The 21,640-nt window shown below is 65.8% G+C and carries 21 protein-coding genes; 10 read left to right on the top strand and 11 right to left on the bottom strand.

Annotated elements, in window-relative coordinates:
- Nucleotides 1–34 precede the first annotated feature (34 nt).
- From ACFOOQ_RS13575 to ACFOOQ_RS13555, 5 genes are all read left to right on the top strand, one after another.
- On the top strand, nucleotides 35–1,294 hold the full coding sequence (locus ACFOOQ_RS13575) for a sugar ABC transporter permease (RefSeq protein WP_379727484.1): 1,260 nt from the start codon (nucleotides 35–37) through the stop codon (nucleotides 1,292–1,294).
- Between the two features lie 18 nt (nucleotides 1,295–1,312).
- Nucleotides 1,313–2,095 carry an ATP-binding cassette domain-containing protein gene (locus tag ACFOOQ_RS13570; protein WP_379727481.1) on the top strand — a complete coding sequence of 261 codons (783 nt, stop codon included), beginning with the start codon at nucleotides 1,313–1,315 and terminating at the stop codon, nucleotides 2,093–2,095.
- Between the two features lie 128 nt (nucleotides 2,096–2,223).
- On the top strand, nucleotides 2,224–3,666 hold the full coding sequence (locus tag ACFOOQ_RS13565) for an adenylate/guanylate cyclase domain-containing protein (protein ID WP_379727478.1): 1,443 nt from the start codon (nucleotides 2,224–2,226) through the stop codon (nucleotides 3,664–3,666).
- Nucleotides 3,667–3,812: 146 nt separating this feature from the next.
- Nucleotides 3,813–5,168 carry a TldD/PmbA family protein gene (locus tag ACFOOQ_RS13560; protein ID WP_379727475.1) on the top strand — a complete coding sequence of 452 codons (1,356 nt, stop codon included), beginning with the start codon at nucleotides 3,813–3,815 and terminating at the stop codon, nucleotides 5,166–5,168.
- A gap of 12 nt (nucleotides 5,169–5,180) precedes the next feature.
- Nucleotides 5,181–5,966 carry a 3'(2'),5'-bisphosphate nucleotidase CysQ gene (locus ACFOOQ_RS13555; protein WP_379727472.1) on the top strand — a complete coding sequence of 262 codons (786 nt, stop codon included), beginning with the start codon at nucleotides 5,181–5,183 and terminating at the stop codon, nucleotides 5,964–5,966.
- On the opposite strand, the gene ACFOOQ_RS13550 is transcribed toward ACFOOQ_RS13555, so the two are convergent.
- The 5 genes from ACFOOQ_RS13550 to ACFOOQ_RS13530 all read right to left on the bottom strand — a co-directional run bounded on the left by ACFOOQ_RS13550 (nucleotide 5,963) and on the right by ACFOOQ_RS13530 (nucleotide 12,332).
- A complete protein-coding gene (locus tag ACFOOQ_RS13550; RefSeq protein WP_379727469.1) occupies nucleotides 5,963–6,334 on the bottom strand; it encodes a nuclear transport factor 2 family protein in 372 nt (123 codons plus the stop codon). The two genes, ACFOOQ_RS13555 and ACFOOQ_RS13550, sit on opposite strands and share 4 nt — an antisense overlap.
- Before the next feature lie 105 nt (nucleotides 6,335–6,439).
- Nucleotides 6,440–8,533 (bottom strand): molybdopterin-containing oxidoreductase family protein, encoded by a 2,094-nt coding sequence (locus tag ACFOOQ_RS13545; protein WP_379727467.1) that lies wholly within the window; start codon nucleotides 8,531–8,533, stop codon nucleotides 6,440–6,442.
- Nucleotides 8,534–8,541: 8 nt separating this feature from the next.
- Nucleotides 8,542–9,675 (bottom strand): NAD(P)/FAD-dependent oxidoreductase, encoded by a 1,134-nt coding sequence (locus tag ACFOOQ_RS13540; protein ID WP_379727464.1) that lies wholly within the window; start codon nucleotides 9,673–9,675, stop codon nucleotides 8,542–8,544.
- A 107-nt stretch (nucleotides 9,676–9,782) separates the two neighbouring features.
- Nucleotides 9,783–11,243 (bottom strand): NAD-dependent succinate-semialdehyde dehydrogenase, encoded by a 1,461-nt coding sequence (locus ACFOOQ_RS13535; RefSeq protein ID WP_379727461.1) that lies wholly within the window; start codon nucleotides 11,241–11,243, stop codon nucleotides 9,783–9,785.
- Nucleotides 11,244–11,342: 99 nt separating this feature from the next.
- Nucleotides 11,343–12,332: a zinc-dependent alcohol dehydrogenase family protein gene (locus ACFOOQ_RS13530; RefSeq protein ID WP_379727458.1), complete on the bottom strand. Its 990-nt coding sequence runs from the start codon at nucleotides 12,330–12,332 to the stop codon at nucleotides 11,343–11,345.
- A 134-nt stretch (nucleotides 12,333–12,466) separates the two neighbouring features.
- On the opposite strand from ACFOOQ_RS13530, the gene ACFOOQ_RS13525 reads away from it, so the two are divergent.
- From ACFOOQ_RS13525 to ACFOOQ_RS13515, 3 genes are read left to right on the top strand one after another with little or no spacing between them, the layout of a single operon-like run.
- Nucleotides 12,467–12,934 (top strand): host attachment protein, encoded by a 468-nt coding sequence (locus ACFOOQ_RS13525; protein WP_379727455.1) that lies wholly within the window; start codon nucleotides 12,467–12,469, stop codon nucleotides 12,932–12,934.
- Nucleotides 12,935–12,942: 8 nt separating this feature from the next.
- Nucleotides 12,943–13,776 (top strand): SDH family Clp fold serine proteinase, encoded by an 834-nt coding sequence (locus tag ACFOOQ_RS13520; RefSeq protein ID WP_379727452.1) that lies wholly within the window; start codon nucleotides 12,943–12,945, stop codon nucleotides 13,774–13,776.
- Between the two features lie 10 nt (nucleotides 13,777–13,786).
- Complete coding sequence (locus ACFOOQ_RS13515) at nucleotides 13,787–13,999, top strand: ChaB family protein (protein ID WP_379727449.1); 213 nt, start codon at nucleotides 13,787–13,789, stop codon at nucleotides 13,997–13,999.
- Nucleotides 14,000–14,008: 9 nt separating this feature from the next.
- Here ACFOOQ_RS13515 and ppk2 read toward each other — a convergent pair whose 3' ends face one another.
- From ppk2 to ACFOOQ_RS13485, 6 genes are all read right to left on the bottom strand, one after another.
- A complete protein-coding gene (gene ppk2, locus ACFOOQ_RS13510; RefSeq protein WP_379727445.1) occupies nucleotides 14,009–14,809 on the bottom strand; it encodes a polyphosphate kinase 2 in 801 nt (266 codons plus the stop codon).
- 3 nt (nucleotides 14,810–14,812) lie between these two features.
- Nucleotides 14,813–15,703 carry a pirin family protein gene (locus ACFOOQ_RS13505; RefSeq protein ID WP_379727442.1) on the bottom strand — a complete coding sequence of 297 codons (891 nt, stop codon included), beginning with the start codon at nucleotides 15,701–15,703 and terminating at the stop codon, nucleotides 14,813–14,815.
- A gap of 52 nt (nucleotides 15,704–15,755) precedes the next feature.
- A complete protein-coding gene (locus tag ACFOOQ_RS13500) occupies nucleotides 15,756–16,820 on the bottom strand; it encodes a PLP-dependent cysteine synthase family protein (protein WP_379727439.1) in 1,065 nt (354 codons plus the stop codon).
- Between the two features lie 94 nt (nucleotides 16,821–16,914).
- Nucleotides 16,915–18,198: a TRAP transporter large permease gene (locus ACFOOQ_RS13495; RefSeq protein WP_379727436.1), complete on the bottom strand. Its 1,284-nt coding sequence runs from the start codon at nucleotides 18,196–18,198 to the stop codon at nucleotides 16,915–16,917.
- Entirely contained in the window at nucleotides 18,198–18,710 is a 513-nt protein-coding gene (locus tag ACFOOQ_RS13490) for a TRAP transporter small permease (RefSeq protein WP_379727433.1), read from the bottom strand. Before ACFOOQ_RS13490 ends, ACFOOQ_RS13495 begins: the two co-directional genes overlap by 1 nt.
- A 78-nt stretch (nucleotides 18,711–18,788) precedes the next feature.
- A complete protein-coding gene (locus ACFOOQ_RS13485; RefSeq protein ID WP_379727430.1) occupies nucleotides 18,789–19,793 on the bottom strand; it encodes a TRAP transporter substrate-binding protein in 1,005 nt (334 codons plus the stop codon).
- A gap of 143 nt (nucleotides 19,794–19,936) precedes the next feature.
- Here ACFOOQ_RS13485 and ACFOOQ_RS13480 point away from each other — a divergent pair, with 143 nt between their 5' ends.
- Nucleotides 19,937–20,692, top strand: coding sequence for a FadR/GntR family transcriptional regulator (locus ACFOOQ_RS13480; RefSeq protein WP_379727427.1), 756 nt, complete (start codon nucleotides 19,937–19,939; stop codon nucleotides 20,690–20,692).
- Nucleotides 20,693–20,717: 25 nt separating this feature from the next.
- A complete protein-coding gene (gene kdgD, locus ACFOOQ_RS13475; RefSeq protein WP_379727424.1) occupies nucleotides 20,718–21,629 on the top strand; it encodes a 5-dehydro-4-deoxyglucarate dehydratase in 912 nt (303 codons plus the stop codon).
- Nucleotides 21,630–21,640 lie beyond the last annotated feature (11 nt).

The raw sequence follows: 21,640 nt of genomic DNA, 5'->3' as shown, positions 1-21,640 counted from the left end.
TTTTCGTTTGCCTGTTCGCATCAGGGGATAAGTCATGAGCGGGTTTCTGGCCAAGCTGGAAATCGATATCCGCCTGCTCGGCATGATCGCCGCGCTGGGCACGATCTGGATCGGCTTTAACTATTTCTCCGACGGACTGTTCCTTACCCCGCGCAACCTGTGGAACCTGTCGGTCCAGACCGCCTCGATCGCCACCATGTCCTGCGGCATGGTACTGGTGATCGTCACCCGTAACATCGACCTGTCGGTCGGCTCGTTGCTCGGCTTCACCGGCATGATCGTCGGCGTGGTGCAGGCTCGCCTGCTGCCACAGCAGCTGGGCCTCGGTTTCGAGAACCCGCTGACCTGGGAAGTCACCATGATCATCGGGCTGGCCGCCGGCGCCATGATTGGTACCTTGCAGGGCTTCATCATCGCCTATCTCGGCGTTTCGTCCTTCATCGTCACACTCGGTGGCCTGCTGATCTGGCGTGGCGCCGCCTGGTGGGTGACAGCGGGACAGACCGTTGCCCCGATCGATGGCCGCTTCAAGATGATCGGCGGCGGCATCGAGGGCTCGATCGGCTCTACGGCCAGCTGGATCGTCGGCATTCTTGCCACGCTTCTTGCCATCGCGCTGATGCAGGCATCCCGCCGTCGGCGCATCGCTTATGGATTCTCGGTCCGGCCGGCTTGGGCCGAGGCCTTTGTTGGCGGGATCATTGCCTTCACGATCCTCGGCGCGACCGCGATCGTCAATTCCTATGACATGCCGCCGGTCGTCGCCCGCCGCATCGTTGAAGCCAGGGGGCAAGTCTGGCCCGAGGGCGGCATCGACATTGCCCATGGCTATGCCATCCCGGTGTTGATCGCACTGGGAACCGGCATTGTGGTCACCTTTCTAGCCCGTCGGACCCGCTTCGGGCGCTATGTCTTCGCCATTGGCGGCAACCCGGAAGCCGCCGAACTGTCCGGCATCAACACCCGCCGCACCCAGATGCTGGTTTTTACCCTGATGGGCCTGCTGTGTGGCATCGCCGCCTGCATCTCCACCGCGCGCCTGCAATCGGCCACCAATGCGGCCGGCACCTTCGATGAGCTCTATGTCATTGCCGCCACGGTGATCGGCGGCACATCGCTGTCCGGCGGTGCCGGCACGATCTACGGCGCCATGCTCGGTGCCATCGTCATGGGCTCGCTGCAATCGGGTATGCTACTGCTCGACATGCCTACCCCACTGCAGAACATCGTCGTCGGCTGCGTGCTGATCGTCGCCGTCTGGATCGACAGCCTGTACCGGCGGCGCATGAAATAGGGCCCGGGAGGATATGCGATGACCGATACCGGTTCCGTCCCGCTCGTCGAGATGCGGGATATCTCCATCGCCTTCGGCGGTGTGAAGGCAGTGGATGGCGTCTCGATCGACCTGTTCTCCGGCGAGGTGGTCGGCCTGCTCGGCCATAACGGCGCCGGCAAGTCGACCCTGATCAAGATCCTGTCGGGCGCCTACCGGCCCGATGGCGGGGAAATCCGCGTCAATGGCGAGGCTGCCCAGATCGGCCATCCGTCCGACGCCAAGAAGCACGGCATCGAAACGATCTACCAAACGCTGGCGCTGGCCGATAACGTCGATGCCGCGGCGAATATCTTCCTCGGGCGGGAGATCCTCACCCGCTGGGGCACTCTCGATGACGGCGCCATGGAGGCTCAGACTCGCAAAGTAATGGCCCGGCTCAACCCGCATTTCCTCCGCTTCAAGGAGCCGGTGCGGGCATTGTCGGGGGGGCAGCGGCAAGCAGTGGCCATCGCCAGGGCCATCCATTTCGACGCCCGCATCCTGATCATGGACGAGCCGACCGCCGCGCTCGGCCCAGCCGAAACGAAGCAGGTCGCCGACCTCGTGCTGCAACTGAAAAACGAAGGCATCGGCATCTTCTTGATCAGCCATGATATCCACGATGTCTTCGACCTGGCCGACCGGGTCTTCGTGATGAAGAACGGCCGCGTGGTCGGCTCGGCACGGGTCACCGATATCACCAAGAACGAGGTGCTGGGCATGATCATTCTCGGCAAATGCTCGCCCGGCGCCATACCAGGCCCCGGCGCGGTGCGCTGAGCGGATTTCAGGTATTCCTGTCCACCGGCAAGTGTGACAGCGGCCACACAAATCGCGGCCTGCCCCTCGCCGGGGCCGGTGCATTGGACTAGGCTCTGGCGGGTAACCGGGACCGGACGGGAATGGCCATGCAACTCTGGCAGCTGCTGCGGGATCAGGTTTGCGGCGAGGGGCACAAAACTTCGCCGGATGCCGCCGATCACCGGCTTGCCCAAGCGATCCAGCAGGAAGAATACCAGGCCCTGCGGCTCGCCATCAGCCTGCGTACCCTCGTGCTGGCCGCCGTCACCGTGCTGCTGACGGTGGAACTGCGCTGGCCGCTGGCACTGAGCCTTTACTGCTATCTCGCCATTCTGGCGGTGTCCGGCTGGGTGCAGCTCTGGCTGCGCCGGCCCGACCGCGAACGGCCGTGGATGCACTGGGCCTTCCCCATGATCGACATGACGGTGCTGGTCGCCGGCATCGTGCTGCCCAATCCGTTCGACCCGTATCCGTTGCCACCGCCGATGCAACTTGGCTTCGATACGATCCTCTACGTCGTGCTGTTCCTGGTTCTGTCCGGTCTCGGCCAGTCGGCCCGCATCGTGTTCTTCTCGACCGTGGCCGCCATCGTCGCCTGGACCGCCGGCACTCTGTTCATCCTGTGGCAGCCCGGCGTCCATCTCGGCTACAGCTTCGACAATCTCGCCACGATGGATGCCGCCGAGCGCACCCGCTACATCCTCGATCCATGGTCGGTACGGCTTGGCGAATTCACGCCCCGCCTGATCCTGCTGGCGATGATCGGCCTGCTGATGACCGTCAGCGTGATCCGTTCGCGCCACCTTGCCGCGCGCCAGGTCGAGGCCGAACGGGCGCGCCGCAACCTGTCGCGCCACTTCTCGCCGCATATCGCCGCGCAGATCGCGCAGATGGACGACACGCTGGGCCAGGTCAAACAGCTCGACGCGGTCGTGATGTTCGCCGATCTCGTCGGCTTTACCCGGATTTCCGATCATCGGCCGCCGGCCGAGACGGTGGCCATGCTGCGCGACGTCCATGGCTGCCTGTCCCGTGCGGTGGCCGACAGCCGCGGCACCCTCGACAAGTATCTCGGCGACGGCATCATGGCCTCCTTCGGCACGCCGGAATCCGGGCCACATGACGCCTCGGCCGCCCTGCAGGCGGCCCGCACCATGCTGCATGGCATAGAAGCGCTGAATACCCGGCGCCAGCAGCAGGGACAGCCAGTATTGCAGCTCGCCATCGGCCTGCATTACGGCCCGCTGACGCTCGGCAACATCGGCGACGAAAGCCGCGTCGAATACGCCCTGATCGGCGAAACCGTGAATATCGCCCATCGCCTCGAACAGATGACGCGCGACCTGAAGGCGCAGGTCTGCCTCAGCCAGGGCTTCATCGACAAGCTGACCGCCGAAACCCGTGGCGACCCCGGCATCCTCCGCGACATGGTGATGCTGAAAGCCCAGGCGATCCGCGGCCTGCGCGATCGCATGGCCGTCTGGGTGCTGCCGCAGGCCGGCGTGACCGGGGATGCCGGCGCACAGCCGCAGCAGCCGACCATCCACTGACGCATTCGTGTTCCGCAGCGTTAACCGGACGGCCGGATAGGCCGGCCGCTTGGTTGCCTTGGCGGCTTTATTCCTTATATGTCATAGGGGATGGGCGATAATGCCGATCCCCGCCTTCCTCCTGCAGCGAGCCGCCGAACCCGATCATGTCAGACCCCCGCCAGCGCGCTTCCGAAGCACAGACCCTGCTTGCCGACCTGATCGCCGCCGCCCGCAAGGCGGGCGCGGAATCCGCCGATGCGATCTACCATGAATCGCGGTCGCTGAGTGCCGGGGTCCGCCTTGGCCAGCCCGAGGATGTCGAAAGTTCGGAAAGCCGCGATCTCGGCCTGCGGGTGCTGGTCGGCCGCCGCCAGGCCTGCGTCTCCACCACCGATTTCACCCCCGCCGCCCAGCGCGACCTGGTCGAGCGCGCCGTCAGCATGGCCCGCGCCGCCCCGGAAGATGCCTATTGCGGGCTGCCCGATGCCGACCAGATGGCAACCCAGCCGGTCGACCTCGACCTGTTCGACGGCGTCGAACTGGAGATGCCACAACTGCTGGAACGCGCCAAGGCAGCCGAGGCCGCCGCGCTGGCGGTTCCGGGCATCACCAATTCCGAGGGCGGCTCGGCCGGTCGCTCCTTCGGCCTGTCGGTCTATGCCAACACGCTGGGTTTCAACGGTGCCGGCTGGAGCGGATCGCACAGCATTTCGGCCGCCGCCATCGCCGGCAAGGACACCGGCATGGAGCGGGACTGGGACTACGAAGCCAAAACCCATTTCGACGAACTGCCTGACCCGGCCCAGATCGGCCGCAAGGCCGGCGAGCGCGCGGTGAAGCGGCTCAACCCCCGCAAGCTCGACAGCGGCGCCATGCCGATCGTGTTCGATCCACGCGTCGCCACCTCGCTGGTCGGCCATCTCGCCTCAGCCGTCAACGGCGCCGCCGTGGCGCGCGGCACTTCTTTCCTGAAGGACAAACTCGGCCAGGTGGTCTTCGCACCGGGCATCCGCATCGTCGATGACCCGCTGCGCCGCCGTGGCTTCCGCTCGCGCTGGTTCGATATGGAGGGCGTCGCCCGCCAGACCCGCGACATCATCGAGGACGGCCGTCTGACCACCTGGTTCCTCGACTGCGCCACCGCACGGCAGCTCAAGATGACCAGCACCGGCCATGCGTCGCGCGGCATGTCGTCGCCACCGTCGCCGTCGCCGACCAACATCTACCTGACGCCGGGCAAACAGTCGCCCGCCGAACTGATGGCCGACATCAAGGAAGGCGTCTATGTCACCGAACTGATCGGCATGGGTGTCAACGGCATCACCGGCGATTACAGCCGCGGCGCCGCCGGCTTCCTGATCCGTGACGGCAAGCTGGCCGAGCCGGTCTCCGAGATTACCATTGCCGGCAACCTGAAAGAGATGTTCATGCATCTGACGCCGGCGAGCGACCTGGAATTCCGCTTTGGCACCGATGCGCCGACCATCCGGGTCGACGGCATGACCGTCGCCGGTCGCTGAACCGGCCGTGTCATGTCGGTCCCTGCCGCCCTGCGCGATGACCATGAACTTCTGATCGGCGCGGTGCGCGACGCCGGCGTGATGGCCCTGCGGTTCTTCCAGGGCGGCGTGAAGTCATGGCACAAAAAGCCCAACGATCCGGTGTCGGAAGCCGATATCGCGGTCGACCAGATGCTGCACGACCGCCTGACGGCGGCCCGGCCGGATTACAGCTGGCTCAGCGAGGAAAGCGGCAAGGAACAGCGCAGCAGCCGGCACCGCTGGATCATCGATCCCATCGATGGTACCCGCGCCTTCATCGAGGGCAAGCCGGAATTCACCGTTTGTGTCGCCCTGATGGAAGACGACCGTCCGGTGCTTGGCGCCATTTTCAATCCGGCCACCAACGAGTTCTTCGAGGCGGCCGCCGCTGGCGGCACCCGGCTGAACGGCAAGACAATTCATGCCTCCGGCCATGCCGACCTCAACGAGGCGCGTTTTCTGGCCAGCCGGCGCACCTTCGAGCGCCATGGCTGGCTGGCCCGCACGGCCAAGGCCGACTTCGCCTATCGCAATTCCATCGCCTATCGCATGGCGCTGGTCGCCAACGGCAAATTCGATGCGGCGATCAGCCTGAGCGAAAAGAGCGACTGGGATGTTGCCGCTGCCGAACTGGTCGTCACCGAAGCCGGCGGGCGGGTTTCCACCGCGGCCGGCCGGCCGCTCAGCTATGGCAGCGAGAATTACCGGCACCCGTCGGTGATCGCGACGGGTGCCTATATTTTCGACGATCTGGTCGGCCTGCTGAAAGATCGCTAGCCGGCGAGGCCCGCCGGCGCGAAGTCAATGAAGCCGGTCATGGCGGCGAGCCGGCCGCCAGCGATGCTGGCAAAGTCGGTGCCGCCGGCAATGGCATCGCCGCCGGCCGGCCCGAGGTGCCAGGACAGGCGCATTCTGTCGGCGACCGCCTCGGCCCTGCCGGCCAGGCTGAAGACCAGCCCCGGAAATTTCTGCTGGGCGCCGGCAACCATGGCGTCGATGCCGGCCACGCCCTCGTCCCGCATCAGCGGATCGACATAGATCGCATCCTCAGCCCACAGGCCGGCGATCAGCGCACGGCGGCGGCCGGCGGCGGTTTCGTTCCACATGGCGATATAGCGTTCGGCGAGATCGGCGGGGGTGGTCATGGCTCTCTCCTGTCTGGCGAATGGCACCGGGATGTGCCGTGCAGACAGGATGACCGACTCATCCCGGCCCCGCGATTACGTCGGGGATAATCAGGCCGCCGTCATTCAGGCCGGGCGCACCCAGATCGCGGTGTCGTGGAAGGCAGCGCCACCATTGGGCTGGGCCGCATCCGCGCCGGTCAGCGCATTGACGCCGATGCCTTCCTCGAAGGCGACATGCGGCCAGATGCTCTCGACGATCACCACGCCGCGCCGCACGCCATCGAACAGTCTGGCATGCAGCTTCACGGTGCCGCGGTCGTTGCCGAGCCGCACGGCAGCGCCGTCGGCAATATCGAGGCCGGCCGCATCCTCCGGATGGATGAAGGCGGTCGGCTGCTGTTCGCGGCCGGCCGAGGTCGGCGTCTCGGTAAACGTGGTATTGAGGAAGTTGCGGGCCGGCGCGGTGACCAGGCGGAACGGCAAAGCCTCACTCGCCGCCTCGATGCTGGTCCAGTGATCCGGCAGCGCCGGCATGCCGGCGACATCCGGCCCCATGGCGGCCCAGTCCGGCGCCAGGCGGTATTTGCCGCCGGGCCAGCCGAAGCCGTCGAGGAAATGGCTGGTGCGGAAATCCGGCTGGCAGTCGATCCAGCGCTTTTCCCGCAGGGTCTCGGCATCCGGCCAGCCGGATGCCTTGAGCGTCACATCGGCGATCTCCAGCGCCGTCATGTCAAAGCCCGGATGCTGCGCTCCGACACGCCTTGCCAGCTCGGCAATCACGTAATGATTCTCGCGCGCCTCGCCCGGGGCCTCGACCAGCTTCGGCCCCAGCAGGATGCTCTGCTGGCCGCCAGCCTGATAAATGTCGTCATGCTCGGTGAACATGGTGGCCGGCAGCACGATGTCGGCCATTTTCGCCGTCGCGGTCATGAACTGCTCGTGCACGCAGGTGAACAGGTCAGCGCGCAGGAACCCCTGTTTCACCCGGTTGGAATCCGGCGCCACTTCCACCGGGTTGGTGTTCTGGATCAGCAGCGCGGTGACCGGCGGACCGTTCTTCAGTGCCGCGGCATCCCCGCACAGAACCGCACCGATCTGCGACTGGTCGAGCATGCGGATTTTCGGATCGAGCACGTCGAGGCCCTCGATCAGCGTCTTGTTCCAGTTGAAGATGGCGCCACTGTTGTGGAAGGCGCCACCGCCCTCATGCCGCCAGGCGCCGGTGACACAGGCGATGCTGGCGGCGGCATGCATGTTGACCGCGCCATTGCGGCTGCGCGAAAAGCCGTAGCCGAGCCGCAGGAAATGTCGCTTGCGTTCAGCCAGAAGATGCGCGAAGGCAGTGATCTCGTTTTCGCCAAGCCCGGTGATCGGCGCCGCCCAGGCCGGGCCGCGATCCCGCAGATGGTGCTCCAGTGCCTCGGCGCCGTCCGTGTATTGCGCCAGATAGGCACGGTCGGCTTGGCCGTCGCGGAACAGCACATGCATCACCGCACAGGCCAGTGCGCCATCGGTGCCCGGGCGCAGCATCAGGTGCAGGTCGGCCTGCTCGGCGGTCGCATTGCGATAGGGATCAACCACCACGATCTTCGCACCGCGGTCCTTGCGGGCGCGGATCGCGTGGGTCATCACGTTGACCTGGGTATGCACCGCATTGGTGCCCCAGATCACCACGCAGTCGCTTTTGGCCATCTCGCGCGGATCGGGGCCGCGCAGCGACCCGGTTCCGGCAATGAAGCCGGCACGGGCCAGCGTCACGCAGATGGTGGAATGCATGCCGGAATAGCGCTTGGCATGGCGCAGGCGATGGATGCCGTCGCGCTGCACCAGGCCCATGGTGCCGGCATAGTAATAGGGCCAGACCGCCTCGCTGCCGTGTTGCGCTTCCGCCTTCAGGAAGGCCTCGGCGGTACGGTCGAGCGCCTCGGCCCAGGAGATTTGCGTGTACTGGCCCGAGCCTTTCGGGCCGGTGCGCAGCAGCGGATGCAGCAGGCGGTCCGGATGGTTGGCGCGCTCGGCATAACGGGCGACCTTGGCGCAGATCACCCCGGCGGTGTAGCTGTTGCCGGGCGCGCCACGCACCCTGCCGATACGGCCCTCCGGCAGCAGGTCGATTTCCAGCGCGCAGGTCGACGGGCAGTCATGCGGGCAGGCGCTGTAGCCGGTTTCCGGCTTGTCACCTTTGGACTTGTCGACGGTGGCAAAGGGGGCATTCATTGCAGGGCCTACCGCAGTCTCGCCGGGCTGAGATCGGCCTCGGTCACGCCGAGGGCTGCCACATCGTCGGGCAGACCCCGGCCGAGCGCAAGGCCCCCTGACACCCGGCTCATCGCCGCCGAGGTCTGGATACCGTAGCCGCCCTGGGCGGCGAGCCAGAAAAAGCCCGACGCCGCCGCATCGAAGCCGCAGACGATGGTGCGGTCGGCGACAAAGCTGCGCAGGCCGGCCCAGCGGGCGGCCAGCCGGCGCACCTCCAGGGTGGTGGCCGTCTGCAGCCGGTCGACGGCAATGGCGATGTCCATTTCGTCGGGCTGGGCATCGCAGGGATCGCTGTCGGTCTCGTCGCAGGGCGACAGCAGCAGCCGGCCGGCATCGGGCTTGAAGTAGAAGGATTCGTCGGCCGCCACCAGGGTGGGCCAGTCGCGAATATCGGTGCCAGCCGGCGGGTCGAAGGTGACTGCCGTACGGCGCTTGGGCTTCAGGCTCACCGGCGCCACCCCGGCCAGCGCCGCCACCACGTCTGCCCAGGCCCCGGCGGCGTTGATCAGCACTGGCGCCGAGAAAATGCCTTGCCGGGTTTCCACGGTCCAGTCGGCCGCCGGGCGGGCTATGCCCGTGACCTCGGCCTCGGTGACGATGCGGCCGCCGGCCGCCGTCATACCCTTCAGGAACCCGCGATGCAGGGCATGCACATCGATATCCATGGCGTCGGGCTCCAGCAGCCCGCCGCCGGCTGCCGCCTCCGGGCGCATGACCGGCATGCGCTCCAGCACCTCGGCCGGCGACAGCCGCCGCACCGAAGGCACCAGCCGGCGCATCTCGCTGCAATTGTGATCGAGTTCGCCGGCCTGCTCCGCCGTGCCGGCATGCAGGGCGCCGCGCGGGGTCAGGATCGGTCCTTCCGTGAAACCGGCCGGCGGGTGCATCAGGAAATCGCGGCTGGCAACCGTGAGCGCACGGATCGGCGCGTTGCCGTAGGTCTCGGCGAACAGGGCCGCCGAACGGCCGGTGGTGTGGTAGCCGGGCTGGCTCTCGCGTTCCAGCAGCACGACCTTGCGGCCTTCGCGCGCCAGGGCATAACCGGCACCGGCGCCGGCAATGCCGCCACCGACAATCACAACATCGCAACGCTCGGTCATCACAATCCTCGCACGGCCCGGGCACGACAGGGGAAACAGGCAGGTTTCACCTGCTCTGTATACCCACTATAGGACCACTCCAATGAATTGCGAAGATGCCGGCCGGCTCAGGCGATGCCGCCGAGGCAGAGGTATTTGATCTCGATGAAGCTATCGATGCCGTATTTGGAGCCCTCTCGACCCATGCCGGACTCCTTGACGCCGCCGAAGGGTGCTTCCGCCGTGGAAATCAGGCCTTCGTTGATGCCGACCATGCCGTATTGCAGCTTTTCGGCGACCCGCCAGACGCGGGCAATATCGCGGCTGTAGAAATAGGCGGCGAGCCCGTAGGGCGTGTCATTGGCAAGTTTGATCGCCTCCGCTTCATCCTTGAAACGGTAGAGCATGGCGACCGGGCCGAAGATTTCCTCCTGCGAGGCTTCCATCGCCATGGTGGCGTCGCCGATCACGCTCGGCTGATAGAAGGTGCCGCCGTGCTGATCGCGGCCGCCGCCCAGCAGCACCTTTGCGCCCCTGGCCTTGGCGTCTGCCACCAGTCGCTCGACCTTGTCCAGCGCATCCTGGTTGATCAGCGGCCCCTGGCTGACGCCATCGTCGAAACCCGGGCCTGTCTTCAGCTTCTTGGTCGCCTCGACCAGCTTGGCGGCAAAGGCATCGTAGACGCTGTCTTGCACAAAAAAACGGTTGGTGCAGACGCAGGTCTGGCCGGTGTTGCGGTACTTCGAGATCATTGCGCCAGCCACGGCGGCATCGAGATCGGCATCGTCGAACACGATGAACGGCGCGTTGCCGCCAAGTTCCAGCGACAGCTTTTTCAGCGTGTCGGCGCTCTGGCGCATCAGGATCTTGCCGACCTCGGTAGAGCCGGTGAACGAGACCTTGCGCACCGTGGGATTGGTGGTCAGCTCGAGGCCGACCTCGGGACCCTGCGAGGAGGTCACGATATTCAACACACCCTTCGGCATGCCAGCCTCTTCTGCCAGCCGGGCCAGCGCCAGCGCACAGAGCGGGGTGTCTTCCGCCGGCTTGATCACCACCGGGCAGCCGGCGGCCAGCGCCGGGGCGCATTTGCGGGTGATCATGGCGATCGGGAAATTCCACGGCGTGATCGCAGCAACCACGCCAACCGGCTGCTTCAGCACCACGATGCGCTTGTCCGGCGCATGGCCGGGGATGACGTCGCCGTAGATGCGCTTGGCCTCCTCGGCGAACCATTCGACGAAGCTGGCGCCATAGGCCACCTCGCCCTTCGCCTCGGCCAGCGGCTTGCCCTGTTCCAGCACCATCAGGGCGGCCAGATCGTCCTGGTGCTGCATCATCAGGTCGAACCATTTGCGCAGGATGGTGGCGCGCTGCTTGGCGGTCAGCGCCGCCCAGGCCGGCCAGGCGGCTTCGGCGGCGGCAATCGCCCGCTTCGCCTCGGCACGCCCCATATCGGGCACTTCGGCGATCAAGCTGCCATCGGCGGGGTTGGTCACCGGGAAGGTCCTGCCGCTGTCGGCGCCGACCCAGGCGCCATCGATATAGGCCTGGCGGCGCAGCAGATCGGCATGCTTGAGATGGGTCATGGGGAGATCCTCCTGAATTTGGCGGCAATTCTGCGCGATCCGGTACGGCCCCGCAATATTGCCCGGGCGAGGCGGCGATATTATGGCGCGCTCTCTGCGTCACTCTCCGGGGACCAGCACGGCAGCACCCTGCAGTCGGCCGGCGCGCAGATCGTCAAGGGCCCGGTTGGCCTCGGCCAGCGGATAGGGCACCGGGTGGGTGCGCACCGGAATCCCTGGCATCAGATCGAGGAACTCGACAGCATCCTGTCGGGTCAGGTTGGCCACCGATTTCAAGCTGCGCTCGCCCCACAGCAGGTCGTAGGGAAAACGCGGGATGTCGCTCATATGGATGCCGGCGCAGATCACGGTGCCGCCGCGCCGCACGGCCTGCAGGGCCACCGGCACCAGGGCACCGACCGGGGCGAAGAGGATGGCAGCATCGAGCGGCTCCGGCGGCGCTGCATCGGAAGGTCCGGCCCAGACGGCACCGAGTTCGCGGGCGAAGGCCTGCGCCGCATCGTCACCCGGCCGGGTGAAGGCATAAACCGAGCGGCCCTGCGCCATCGCCACCTGGATCAGGATATGGGCAGCGGCGCCGAAGCCATAGAGGCCCAGTCGGCGCCCCGGCCCGGCCATGCGGTAGGCGCGGTAGCCGATCAGGCCGGCGCAGAGCAAGGGGGCCGCCTCGACATCACTCATGCCCCCGGGCAGCCGGAAGCAGTAGCGATGATCGGCCAGCACGCGGTCGGCATAGCCGCCATCGATCTGGTAACCGGTGAAGCGCGCTTCGGCGCAGAGATTCTCCTGACCGGCACGGCAATATTCGCAGGCACCACAGCTCCAGCCGAGCCAGGGAATGCCGACGCGGTCGCCAATGGCAAGGTCGCGCACGTCGCGGCCGAGCGCGACCACCCGCCCGACGATCTCGTGACCCGGCACCAGGGGCAGTTTCGGCTGCGTCAGCTCGCCGTCGACCACATGCAGATCGGTGCGGCAGACCCCGCAGGCGGCGACCTTGACCAGAACCTGCTGCGGTTCCGGCCGCGGCTCGGGCAGGTCGGTCATGACCAGCGGGCGACCGACCGCGTGCAGCACCATGGCATGCATGAAACGCTCCTTCCGCAAGGCACGACCTTAACACAGGGGTATCCGGGTGCGGTCTTGACGCAGGTCAAGGACCGCCTGCCATTTTCCTGAGCATTCTTGGGTATATCTGATGCGCCCCAGCCGCGGAGGCCGCCATGCCGCACCCTGCCTTTCCGAAAACCTGGATCCTGGTTGCCGATGCGGCCCAGGCGAATGCCTGGGCCGCATCCGGTCGCGACGGGCCGCTGACCGCAGTGCCGGAGTTCGGGCTGAAAGCCGAGGATACCCACGGTTTTTCTCGCGACCTCAAAAGCGACCGGCCGGGTCGCAGCTTTTCCAGCAGCGACAGCCGGCGCTCGGCGATGCAACCACCGCATGATCCGCATGACGAGGCCAAGGCCCGATTCACGGCTCTGGTGGCTAAACGGCTGGCGGTAGCCTGCCGCGAGCACCGCTTCAGCCGCCTGATCGTCGTGGCGCCGCCGCGCATGCTGGGCATCCTGCGCAAGGACTACAACGAGGAACTCGGCCGCTGCATCGCCGGAGAGATCGACAAGGATCTGACCAAGGCGACACCAGCCGAAATTCTCGATCACGTCCGCAGCTTTCTCCACGCCACCTGAGGCCACCGGTGAGCTTCGGCGATCTCTTCTGGCTGTTCTTCATCTTCATGGCGCTGCAGCCGATGCTGCGCCAGCGATTGCTGATTCTGATGCGGGCCCGCAAACTCCTGCAACTGCAGAAGGCCCGCGGTACCCGGGTGATCACCCTGGTACACCGCCAGGAAACCATGCGTCTGCTGGGCTTCCCGCTGGTGCGCTATATCGACATCGACGACGCCGAGGATGTGATCCGTGCTATCCGCGATACCGATCCGGAAACACCGATCGATATTATCCTGCACACGCCCGGCGGCCTGGTGATCGCTTCGCTGCAGATCGCATCCGCCCTGAGCCAGCATCGCGGCAAGGTCACGGCGATCGTGCCGCAACTGGCTATGTCGGGCGGCACCCTGATCGCGCTCGCTGCCGACCAGATCATCATGGCGCCGCATGCGATGCTGGGGCCAATCGATCCGCAGATCGGCGGCTTTCCCGCCGCCTCGCTGGCCCGGGTAGTCCGCGACAAGCCCATTGCCAGGATCGATGACCAGACCCTGATCTATGCCGATATCGGCGAGAAGGCGACACACCAGGTCTCGATTGCGGCGTGCAAGCTGCTGAGCCGCTATATGCCCGAGGACAAGGCCGTGGCGCTGGCCGACAAGCTGACCCGCGGGCAATGGACGCATGACTATCCCATCACTGCGGAAGAGGCCATCGAACTCGGCCTGCCAGTCAGCACCGGTCTGCCCGAGGAAGTCGCCGACCTGATGGCCCTCTACCCACAGCCGGTGCGCACCACGCCCACGGTGGAATACGTGCCCGCCCCCGTGCCACGACAGCCGCGCCGCAACGGTTCCTGAACAGGCAGACATGCCCTACCGTCGCAACAGCGATCTGCCGGATTCGGTCCGCAACCATCTGCCGGAGCATGCGCAGGACATTTTCCGCGCCGCCTTCAATGCCGCCTGGGGGGGCCATATCGGTGATCCGCGGCAGGAGGAAGCCGCCCACCGCATCGCCTGGGCCGCCGTCAAGCACCGTTATCGCAAGGATGGCGACCGCTGGGTGCCGACCGGTGATTAGTGCCGCGACCTAAGGCGCCACACGGCCGTCGCGCAAAGCCTCGGCATCGAAGGAAAAAACGATATGCCGGTCGGGCGCCAGCAGTCTCGGCCTGGCCTTGTCATCGTATTCAAGCCGGCTCAGCAGATCGCGGATCAGGTTCAGCCGGGCAAGTTTCTTGTTGTCGGCACGCACCACGATCCAGGGGGCGGCGGCCGAGTGGCTGCGTGACAGCATGGCATCGCGGGCCTGGCTGTAGGCCTTCCAGTGTTTCAGGGCGACCTTGTCGATCGGGCTGATTTTCCATTGTTTCAGCGGGTCGCGCTCGCGCAGCGCCAGCCGCTTCTTCTGCTCGTCACGGTCGATGTCGAGGTAATATTTGAGCAGGCGAATGCCCGAACGCACCAGCAGGTCCTCGAACAGCGGCACGTTGGTCATGAAGGATTCGTATTCCGCCTCGGTGCAGAATCCCATCACGCGTTCGACGCCGGCGCGATTGTACCAGCTTCTGTTGAACAGCACGAATTCGCCGCCCGCCGGCAGATGCGCCACATGACGCTGGAAATACCACTCGGTCTGCTCGCGGTCGGACGGCTTGCCGAGCGCCACCACACGGGTCTCCCGCGGGCTCATATGCTCGGTGATCCGCTTGATCGTGCCGTCCTTGCCGGCGCCGTCGCGGCCCTCGATGATCACCAGCAGCTTCTCGTTGCGGGCGATCAGGTGCCGCTGCAGGCAGACCAGTTGGATCTGCAGGCGGCGCAACTCGGCGGCATAGCCGTCCGGCGCGGATTTCTTCTTCGTGGTCTTTTTCTTCGCGGGCTTGCCCATCGCCTAGCCCTCGGGCAGCGGGATGAATTCGCTCTCGCCCGGCACCGCCGGGAACCGGCCTTCCTTCCAGTCGGCCTTGGCCTGCTCGATGCGCTCGGGCGAGGACGCGACAAAATTCCACCACAGATGCCGCGCGCCATCGAGCGGCGCGCCGCCCAGCAGCATCACCCGCGCGCCGTGTCGTGTGGCGATTTCCGGCTTCGCCCCGGGCTTCAGCACCACCATGGTGCCGGATTCACAGAGCATGCCATCCAGCGTGATCTCGCCGATGGCGACATAGACGGCGCGCTCCTCGTAGTCATCGGGCAGCGGAATGGCCGCACCGGCACTCGCCTCGGCGTCGAGGTAGAACATCGGGGCAAAGGTCTCGGCCGGCGAGGCGGCACCAAAGGCCTTGCCGGCGATCAGCCGCATGCGCACGCCGGGCTTTTCCACTTCCGGCAGGCTGCGTTCGCCGTGGTGGCGGAAGCTCGGATCGATTTCCTGGCGATCCTGCGGCAGCGCCAGCCAGGACTGGATGCCATGCAACCTGGTGCCCTCAGCCCGCAGGGCATCGCGGGTGCGCTCGGAATGGACGATGCCGCGGCCGGCCACCATCCAGTTGACGTCGCCCGGCCGGATCGGCTGGATCACGCCGAGACTGTCACGATGGATGATCTCGCCCTCGAACAGGTAGGTGACGGTGGCCAGTCCGATATGCGGATGCGGCCGCACGTCGAGGCCCTGCCCCTTCTCGAACTGTACCGGGCCCATGTGGTCGAAGAAGACGAAGGGCCCGACATGGCGCCGCTTGGCATAAGGCAGGATGCGGCGAACCATGAAGCCGTCGCCGAGATCGCGGGTACGCGGGGCAATGACAAGGTCGACGGATTCGGGCTGGGCGATGTCTGACATGGGATACCTCCGGGCCGCAGATTAGCCCGCTTCGGCCCGCCACCCAAGCCTGTCAGTCCCGCCAGATGCCGGTCCCGAGCACCGCTTGCAGCCGTGCAAGCTCGGGCGCGATGTCGATGCCCTGCCCAGCCAGCCAGTCGTCGCGATAGCAGCTGCCGGCATAGCGCTCGCCGCTGTCACACAGCAGGGTGACGATGCTGCCGGTCTCGCCGGCAGCCTTCATCTCGCAGAGCAGTTGCAGGACGCCGGCGAAATGTGTGCCGGTCGATGCCCCGACCCGGCGGCCGAGCAGGCCGGAGACGATGCGCATGGCGGCCAGCGAGGCGGCGTCAGGCACCCGGATCATGCGGTCGACCACATCGGGCTGGAACGAGGCCTCGACGCGCGGCCGGCCGATCCCCTCGATACGCGAGGGCCGTTCGCAGACCAGCGACGGATCGCGCAGGCGCCAGTAATCGAAGAATACCGAATTCTCGACATCGGTGACGCAGAGTCCGGTGGCGAAATCGCGGTAGCGCAGGTAACGGCCGATGGTCGCCGAGGTACCGCCGGTACCGGCGCCGACGACGATCCAGCGCGGCACCGGATGCTCTTCCAGCGCCATCTGCTGCAGGATCGATTCGGCGATGTTGTTGTTGCCGCGCCAGTCGGTCGCCCGCTCGGCATAGGTGAACTGGTCCATGTAATGGCCGCCGCATTCGCCGGCGAGCCGCTCGGCCTCGGCATAAACATGGGCGGCGGCCTCAACGAGATGGCAGCGGCCGCCGTAGAATTCGATCTGGGCGATCTTCTCGGCCGAGGTGCTGTGCGGCATCACGGCGACAAACGGCAGACCGATCAGCCGGGCGAAATAGGCCTCCGAGACGGCCGTGGAGCCCGAGGAAGCCTCGACGATGGTGGTCTCGGGCCCGATCCAGCCGTTGCTGAGGCCGTAGAGGAACAGCGAGCGGGCCAGCCGGTGCTTCAGGCTGCCGGTCGGATGGCTCGATTCATCCTTGAAATACAGGATCAGCCCCGGAAAGGCGGGCAATTCGAGGCGCAGCAGATGGGTATCGGCCGAGCGGTTGAAATCGGCTTCGATGCGACGCAGCGCGTCGCTGACCCAGGCACGGGACATGGCGGGATTCCTACAGAACCGGACTGTGGTCTACAGGGATACCTCACCCGGGCCGCTCCCGCCAAGGCCCGGCCGGGACCGAATGGCCAGGCCGTCAGTTGCCGAAGAAAGACGGCAGCCAGAGCGACAGGCCGGGGATATAGGTGATCAGCATCAGGCAGGCGAAGAGCGCCAGATAGAAGGGCATCACGCTCTTCATCGCCTCCTCGATACTGATTCGTCCGATGGCGCAGCCGACGAACAGCACGGCCCCCACCGGCGGTGTCAGCAGGCCGAGGCCGAGATTGATCATCATCAGCATGCCGAAATGCACCGGGTCCATGCCCAGCGACTTGACCACCGGCAGGAAGATCGGCGTGCAGATCAGGATCAGCGGCGCCATGTCCATCACGCAGCCCAGCAACAGCAGCGCGACATTGATGATCAGCAGGATCAGCCAGGGCTCGCTGGTCAGCGAATGCAGCAGATGCACCACCTGCAGCGGCAGCTGATGCAGCGCCAGCAGCCAGCCGATCGAATTGCCGGTGCCGATCACCAGCATCACCATCGACGTGGTGCGCACGGCGTTCATGGTGGCGCGGCGGAAGCCGCTCCAGCCGAGGCTGCGATAGACGAAGGCGGTGATGAACAGCGCATAGAGTGCGCCGACCGCCGCCGATTCCGTCACCGTGAAGACGCCGAAACGGACGCCGACCAGGATGATGATGGCAAGCCCGAGGCCGGGAATGGCGCCGAGGAAGGCGGCACCGACCGCGGCCCAGCCGGGAAAGGCTTCGCGCGGATAGTTGCGGCGCACGGCGGTGATGCCGGCGACCAGCATCAGCAGGCCGGACATCAGCAGGCCCGGGATGATGCCGGCGGTAAACAGCGCAATCACCGAGACGCCGCCGCCGGCGGCCAGCGAATAGATGATCATGTTGTGGCTCGGCGGGATCATGATGCCGATCAGCGCCGCGCTGGTGGTGACATTCACTGCGTAATGGGTGTCATAGCCGCGCTTGGTCATGCTGGGGATCAGCACCGAGCCGAGTGCGGAGGCATCGGCGACGGCCGAGCCCGATATGCCGCCGAACAAGGTCGACGACAGGATATTGACCTGGGCAAGACCGCCGCGGAAACGGCCGACCAGGGTCATGGCGAAATTGATCAGCCGTTCGGCGATCCCGCCGTAAAGCATCAGTTCGCCGGCATAGATGAAGAAGGGGATCGCCAGCAGCGAATAGATGTTCATGCCAGACGCGATGCGCTGGAACACCACATCCGCCGGCAGGCCGTCATAGAGGATGGTGGCGAAGGCGGCGAGGCCCATGGAGAAGGCGACCGGCACACCGATGGCCAGCAGCACGATCATCAGACCGAAGAGAAGAATGACAGACATCAGGCGGTATGATCCCGGTAAGCGTCCTTTTCGACCGTGTAGCCAAGCGCCGCGGCAATCAGGCGCTCGATGACGAACAGGACAATGGCGGCGCCCGACAGCGGCAAGGCGGCGTAGAACACCCCCTGCGGCAGGTCGACCGATGGAATGTTGTCGTGGGCGGTGACGATGGCGAGATGGCCGCCATACCAGATCATGCCCAGCGCGAAGCCGCCGACCAGGATCAGGCTGAGCGTCTCGCAGATGCGGCGGCCGAGCGGCGGCAGCAGTTCAAGCACTACCAGCATGCCCATGTGATAGCCCTCACGCACGCCGACGGCGGCGCCGAGCAGGCAGAGATACAGCATGAAGATCAGCGACAGCGGCTCGGCGGAGATCGGCGTCTCGTTGAGGACATAGCGCCCCCAGACCTGCCAGCCGACGGTCAGCGACATGATCAGCAGGAACAGTGCACTGACCGACAGAAAGAGATTGCCGAGCAGACGGCACAGGCGGGTATAGGATCTGAACATGGTACCGGGGAGGCTGTGACCGGAAGTTACGGGACTGCAGGAAAAACGGCCGGCGGGCTGTTCCGCCGGCCGGATTGCTCAGGCGTCAGGCGCATCCTGGATGCGCTTGACCAGAGACTTCATCTTGTCGCTGGTGACGAAGCGGTCGTAGACCGGTTTCATTGCATCCTGGAACGGCTTCTTGTCGAGCTTCGGGAGTATCTCGCAGCCGGCGGCGCGCACGATCGCTTCCGACTTCTTCTCGCGCTCGTCCCACAGCTTGCGCATGAATGGCACGGAGTCCTTCGCCGACGACCGGACAATTTCCTTCTCCTTGGCGTCCAGCTTGTCCCAGGCCACCTTCGACATCACGAAGACTTCCGGCGACAGCGAATGTTCGTCGAGGGAATAGTATTTGGCGACCTCGTAATGATGCGAGGATTCGTAGGACGGCCAGTTATTCTCGGCGCCGTCGATCACGCCGGTCTTCAGGGCCGTGTAGACCTCGCCATAGGGCATCGGCGTGGCATTGGCGCCCAGTGCCTGCACCAGGGCAACGAAGATATCCGACTGGATGACGCGGATCTTCATGCCCTTCATGTCAGCCGGCGTATGGATCGGCCGCACCCGGTTGTAGAAGCTGCGGGCGCCGCTGTCATAGAAGCACAGGCCGATGAAGCCGTGCGGCTCGAAGGCCGCCAGGATGTCGTCACCGATCTTGCCGTCCATCACCGTGCGCATGTGCTGGGTAGAGCGAAACACGAAGGGCAGCGCCGGCACCGCGGATTCCGGCACGATGCCGTTGAACGGCGCCATGTTGACGCGGTTGAACTGCAGGGCGCCGATCTTGGTCTGCTCGATGGTGTCCTTTTCCTCGCCAAGCTGGGCGGAATGGAACACCTGCAGCGACATCTTGCCGCCCGAGCGTTCCTTCATCAGGCGGCCCATCTCCTCGACGGCCTTCACCGTCGGATAATCCGGCGGATGCGTATCGGACGAGCGGAAGTCGGCGGCCAGCGCCGAACGGCTGCTCAGCAGCGTCACGCCCATCGAGCCGGCCACCAGGCCGGCACCGCTGAGGCGAAGCACCTCACGTCTGTTCATTCGGTTTCCTCCTGCAGGCCGTTATCGGCCGGCGTTTCCAATCCCTGTGTTGCCGGTGGGTGCGGCTGTCGCCTTGCTTGACCCCTACCGGCATCCGGCTTATCATCATGTCATATGATAACCAGACATATGAGACGCTAATCTTGTCCGAAACGAAAGACAAGCCCTTTTCGATGGCCCCCATCGCCGCCAACCGCAACCTAGCGGCGGAACTGGTGGAACGTCTGTCGGGGGAAATCCTCAGCGGCAAACTGGCGCCGGGCAGCAAACTGCCCACCGAACAGGAAATGGTCGCCGCCACCGGAGTCAGCCGCACCGTGGTCCGCGAGGCGGTGGCCGCCCTGCGCGCCGAAGGGCTGGTGGTGACCCGGCAGGGTGTCGGCGCCTTTGTAGCGGCCGATATCCGCCGCCGCCCCTTCCGCATCGACGAGGCCAGCCTCGACGTCCTGAAGGAAGTCATCAACGTCCTCGAACTGCGCGCCGCGCTGGAGGCCGAGGCGGCCGCGCTGGCCGCCGAGCGCCGCAGCCCAGCCCAGCTGCAGGCGATGCGCGAGGCGCTCGACCGCATGTCGCTCGCCATCGAGGAAGCCGAGGATGCCGTGGCGCCCGACCTCGATTTCCACCGCACCATCGCCGAGGCCACCGGCAATCCGCACTTCACCCACCTGTTCGCCTATCTGGGGTCGCTGCTGATCCCGCGCGCCCGGGTGCAGAGCTTCCGCAGCATCACCGACGACAAGCCGGCCTATCTGCGCCGGGTCAACCAGGAGCACGAAGACATCTATGCCGCCATCCAGCGCCAGGATGCCGGCGCCGCCCGCACCGCCATGCGGATGCATCTGGGCAACAGCCGGGAACGCCTGCGCCGCGCCGCCATCGACACGCCGGGCGCGCACTGAAAAATACAAAAAGGCAGAGGAAAGAATGGAACCGAATGCCCTCAAGGCCGCGATCTCGTCCGGCCTGTTGTCCTTCCCGATCACCGATTTCGACGCCCAGGGGAATTTCGAGCCGAAGGGCTATCGCCGCCGTCTCGAATGGCTGATGCCCTACGGCGCGACGGCGCTGTTCGCGGCCGGCGGCACCGGGGAATTCTTTTCACTGGCGCCCGATGAATACAGCGACGTGATCCGCACCGCGGTCGAGACCTGCAAGGGCAAGGTGCCGATCATCGCCGGCACCGGCTACGGCACCCGGCAGGCCATCGCCTATGCCCGCGAGGCCGAACGGCTCGGCGCCGCCGGCCTGCTGGTGATGCCGCATTACCTGGTCGAGGCCGATGCGGAGGGCATCAGCCGCCATGTCGCGGCGATCTGTGCCGCCGTGAAGATCGGCGTCATCGTCTATAACCGCGGCGTCTGCCGCCTTGGGCCGGATGCGCTGCAAAAGCTCGCCGCACAATGCCCGAATCTGATCGGCTTCAAGGACGGCATCGGCGATCTCGAGCTGATGGTGGCGGTGCGCCGCCGCATGGGCGACCGCTTTGCCTATCTGGGCGGTCTGCCGACGGCGGAATTCTTCGCCGCGCCCTACAAGGCGATGGGCGTGCCGGTCTATTCCTCGGCGGTGTTCAACTTCATCCCGAAGACGGCGATGGATTTCTATCGTGCCATTGCCGCCAATGACGAGGCGGCCGCGACCGGGATCCTCGACGCCTTCTTCATGCCCTATTCGAAAATCCGCAACCGGCGGCCGGGCTATGCGATCAGCATCATCAAGGCCGGCGCGCGGCTGGTCGGCCAGGACGGCGGCCCGGTCCGCACTCCGCTGGTCGATTGCAGCGACGAGGAGCATGCCATGCTGAAAGAGCTGATCGACAAGCTGGGACCGCAATAGCCCGCCAGTCA

This window comes from Ferrovibrio xuzhouensis, from assembly GCF_042648965.1.
GTDB lineage: Bacteria > Pseudomonadota > Alphaproteobacteria > Ferrovibrionales > Ferrovibrionaceae > Ferrovibrio > Ferrovibrio xuzhouensis.
The sequence above is the reverse complement of the archived record's forward strand: the minus strand, read 5'-3'. Positions and strand labels throughout refer to the sequence as shown.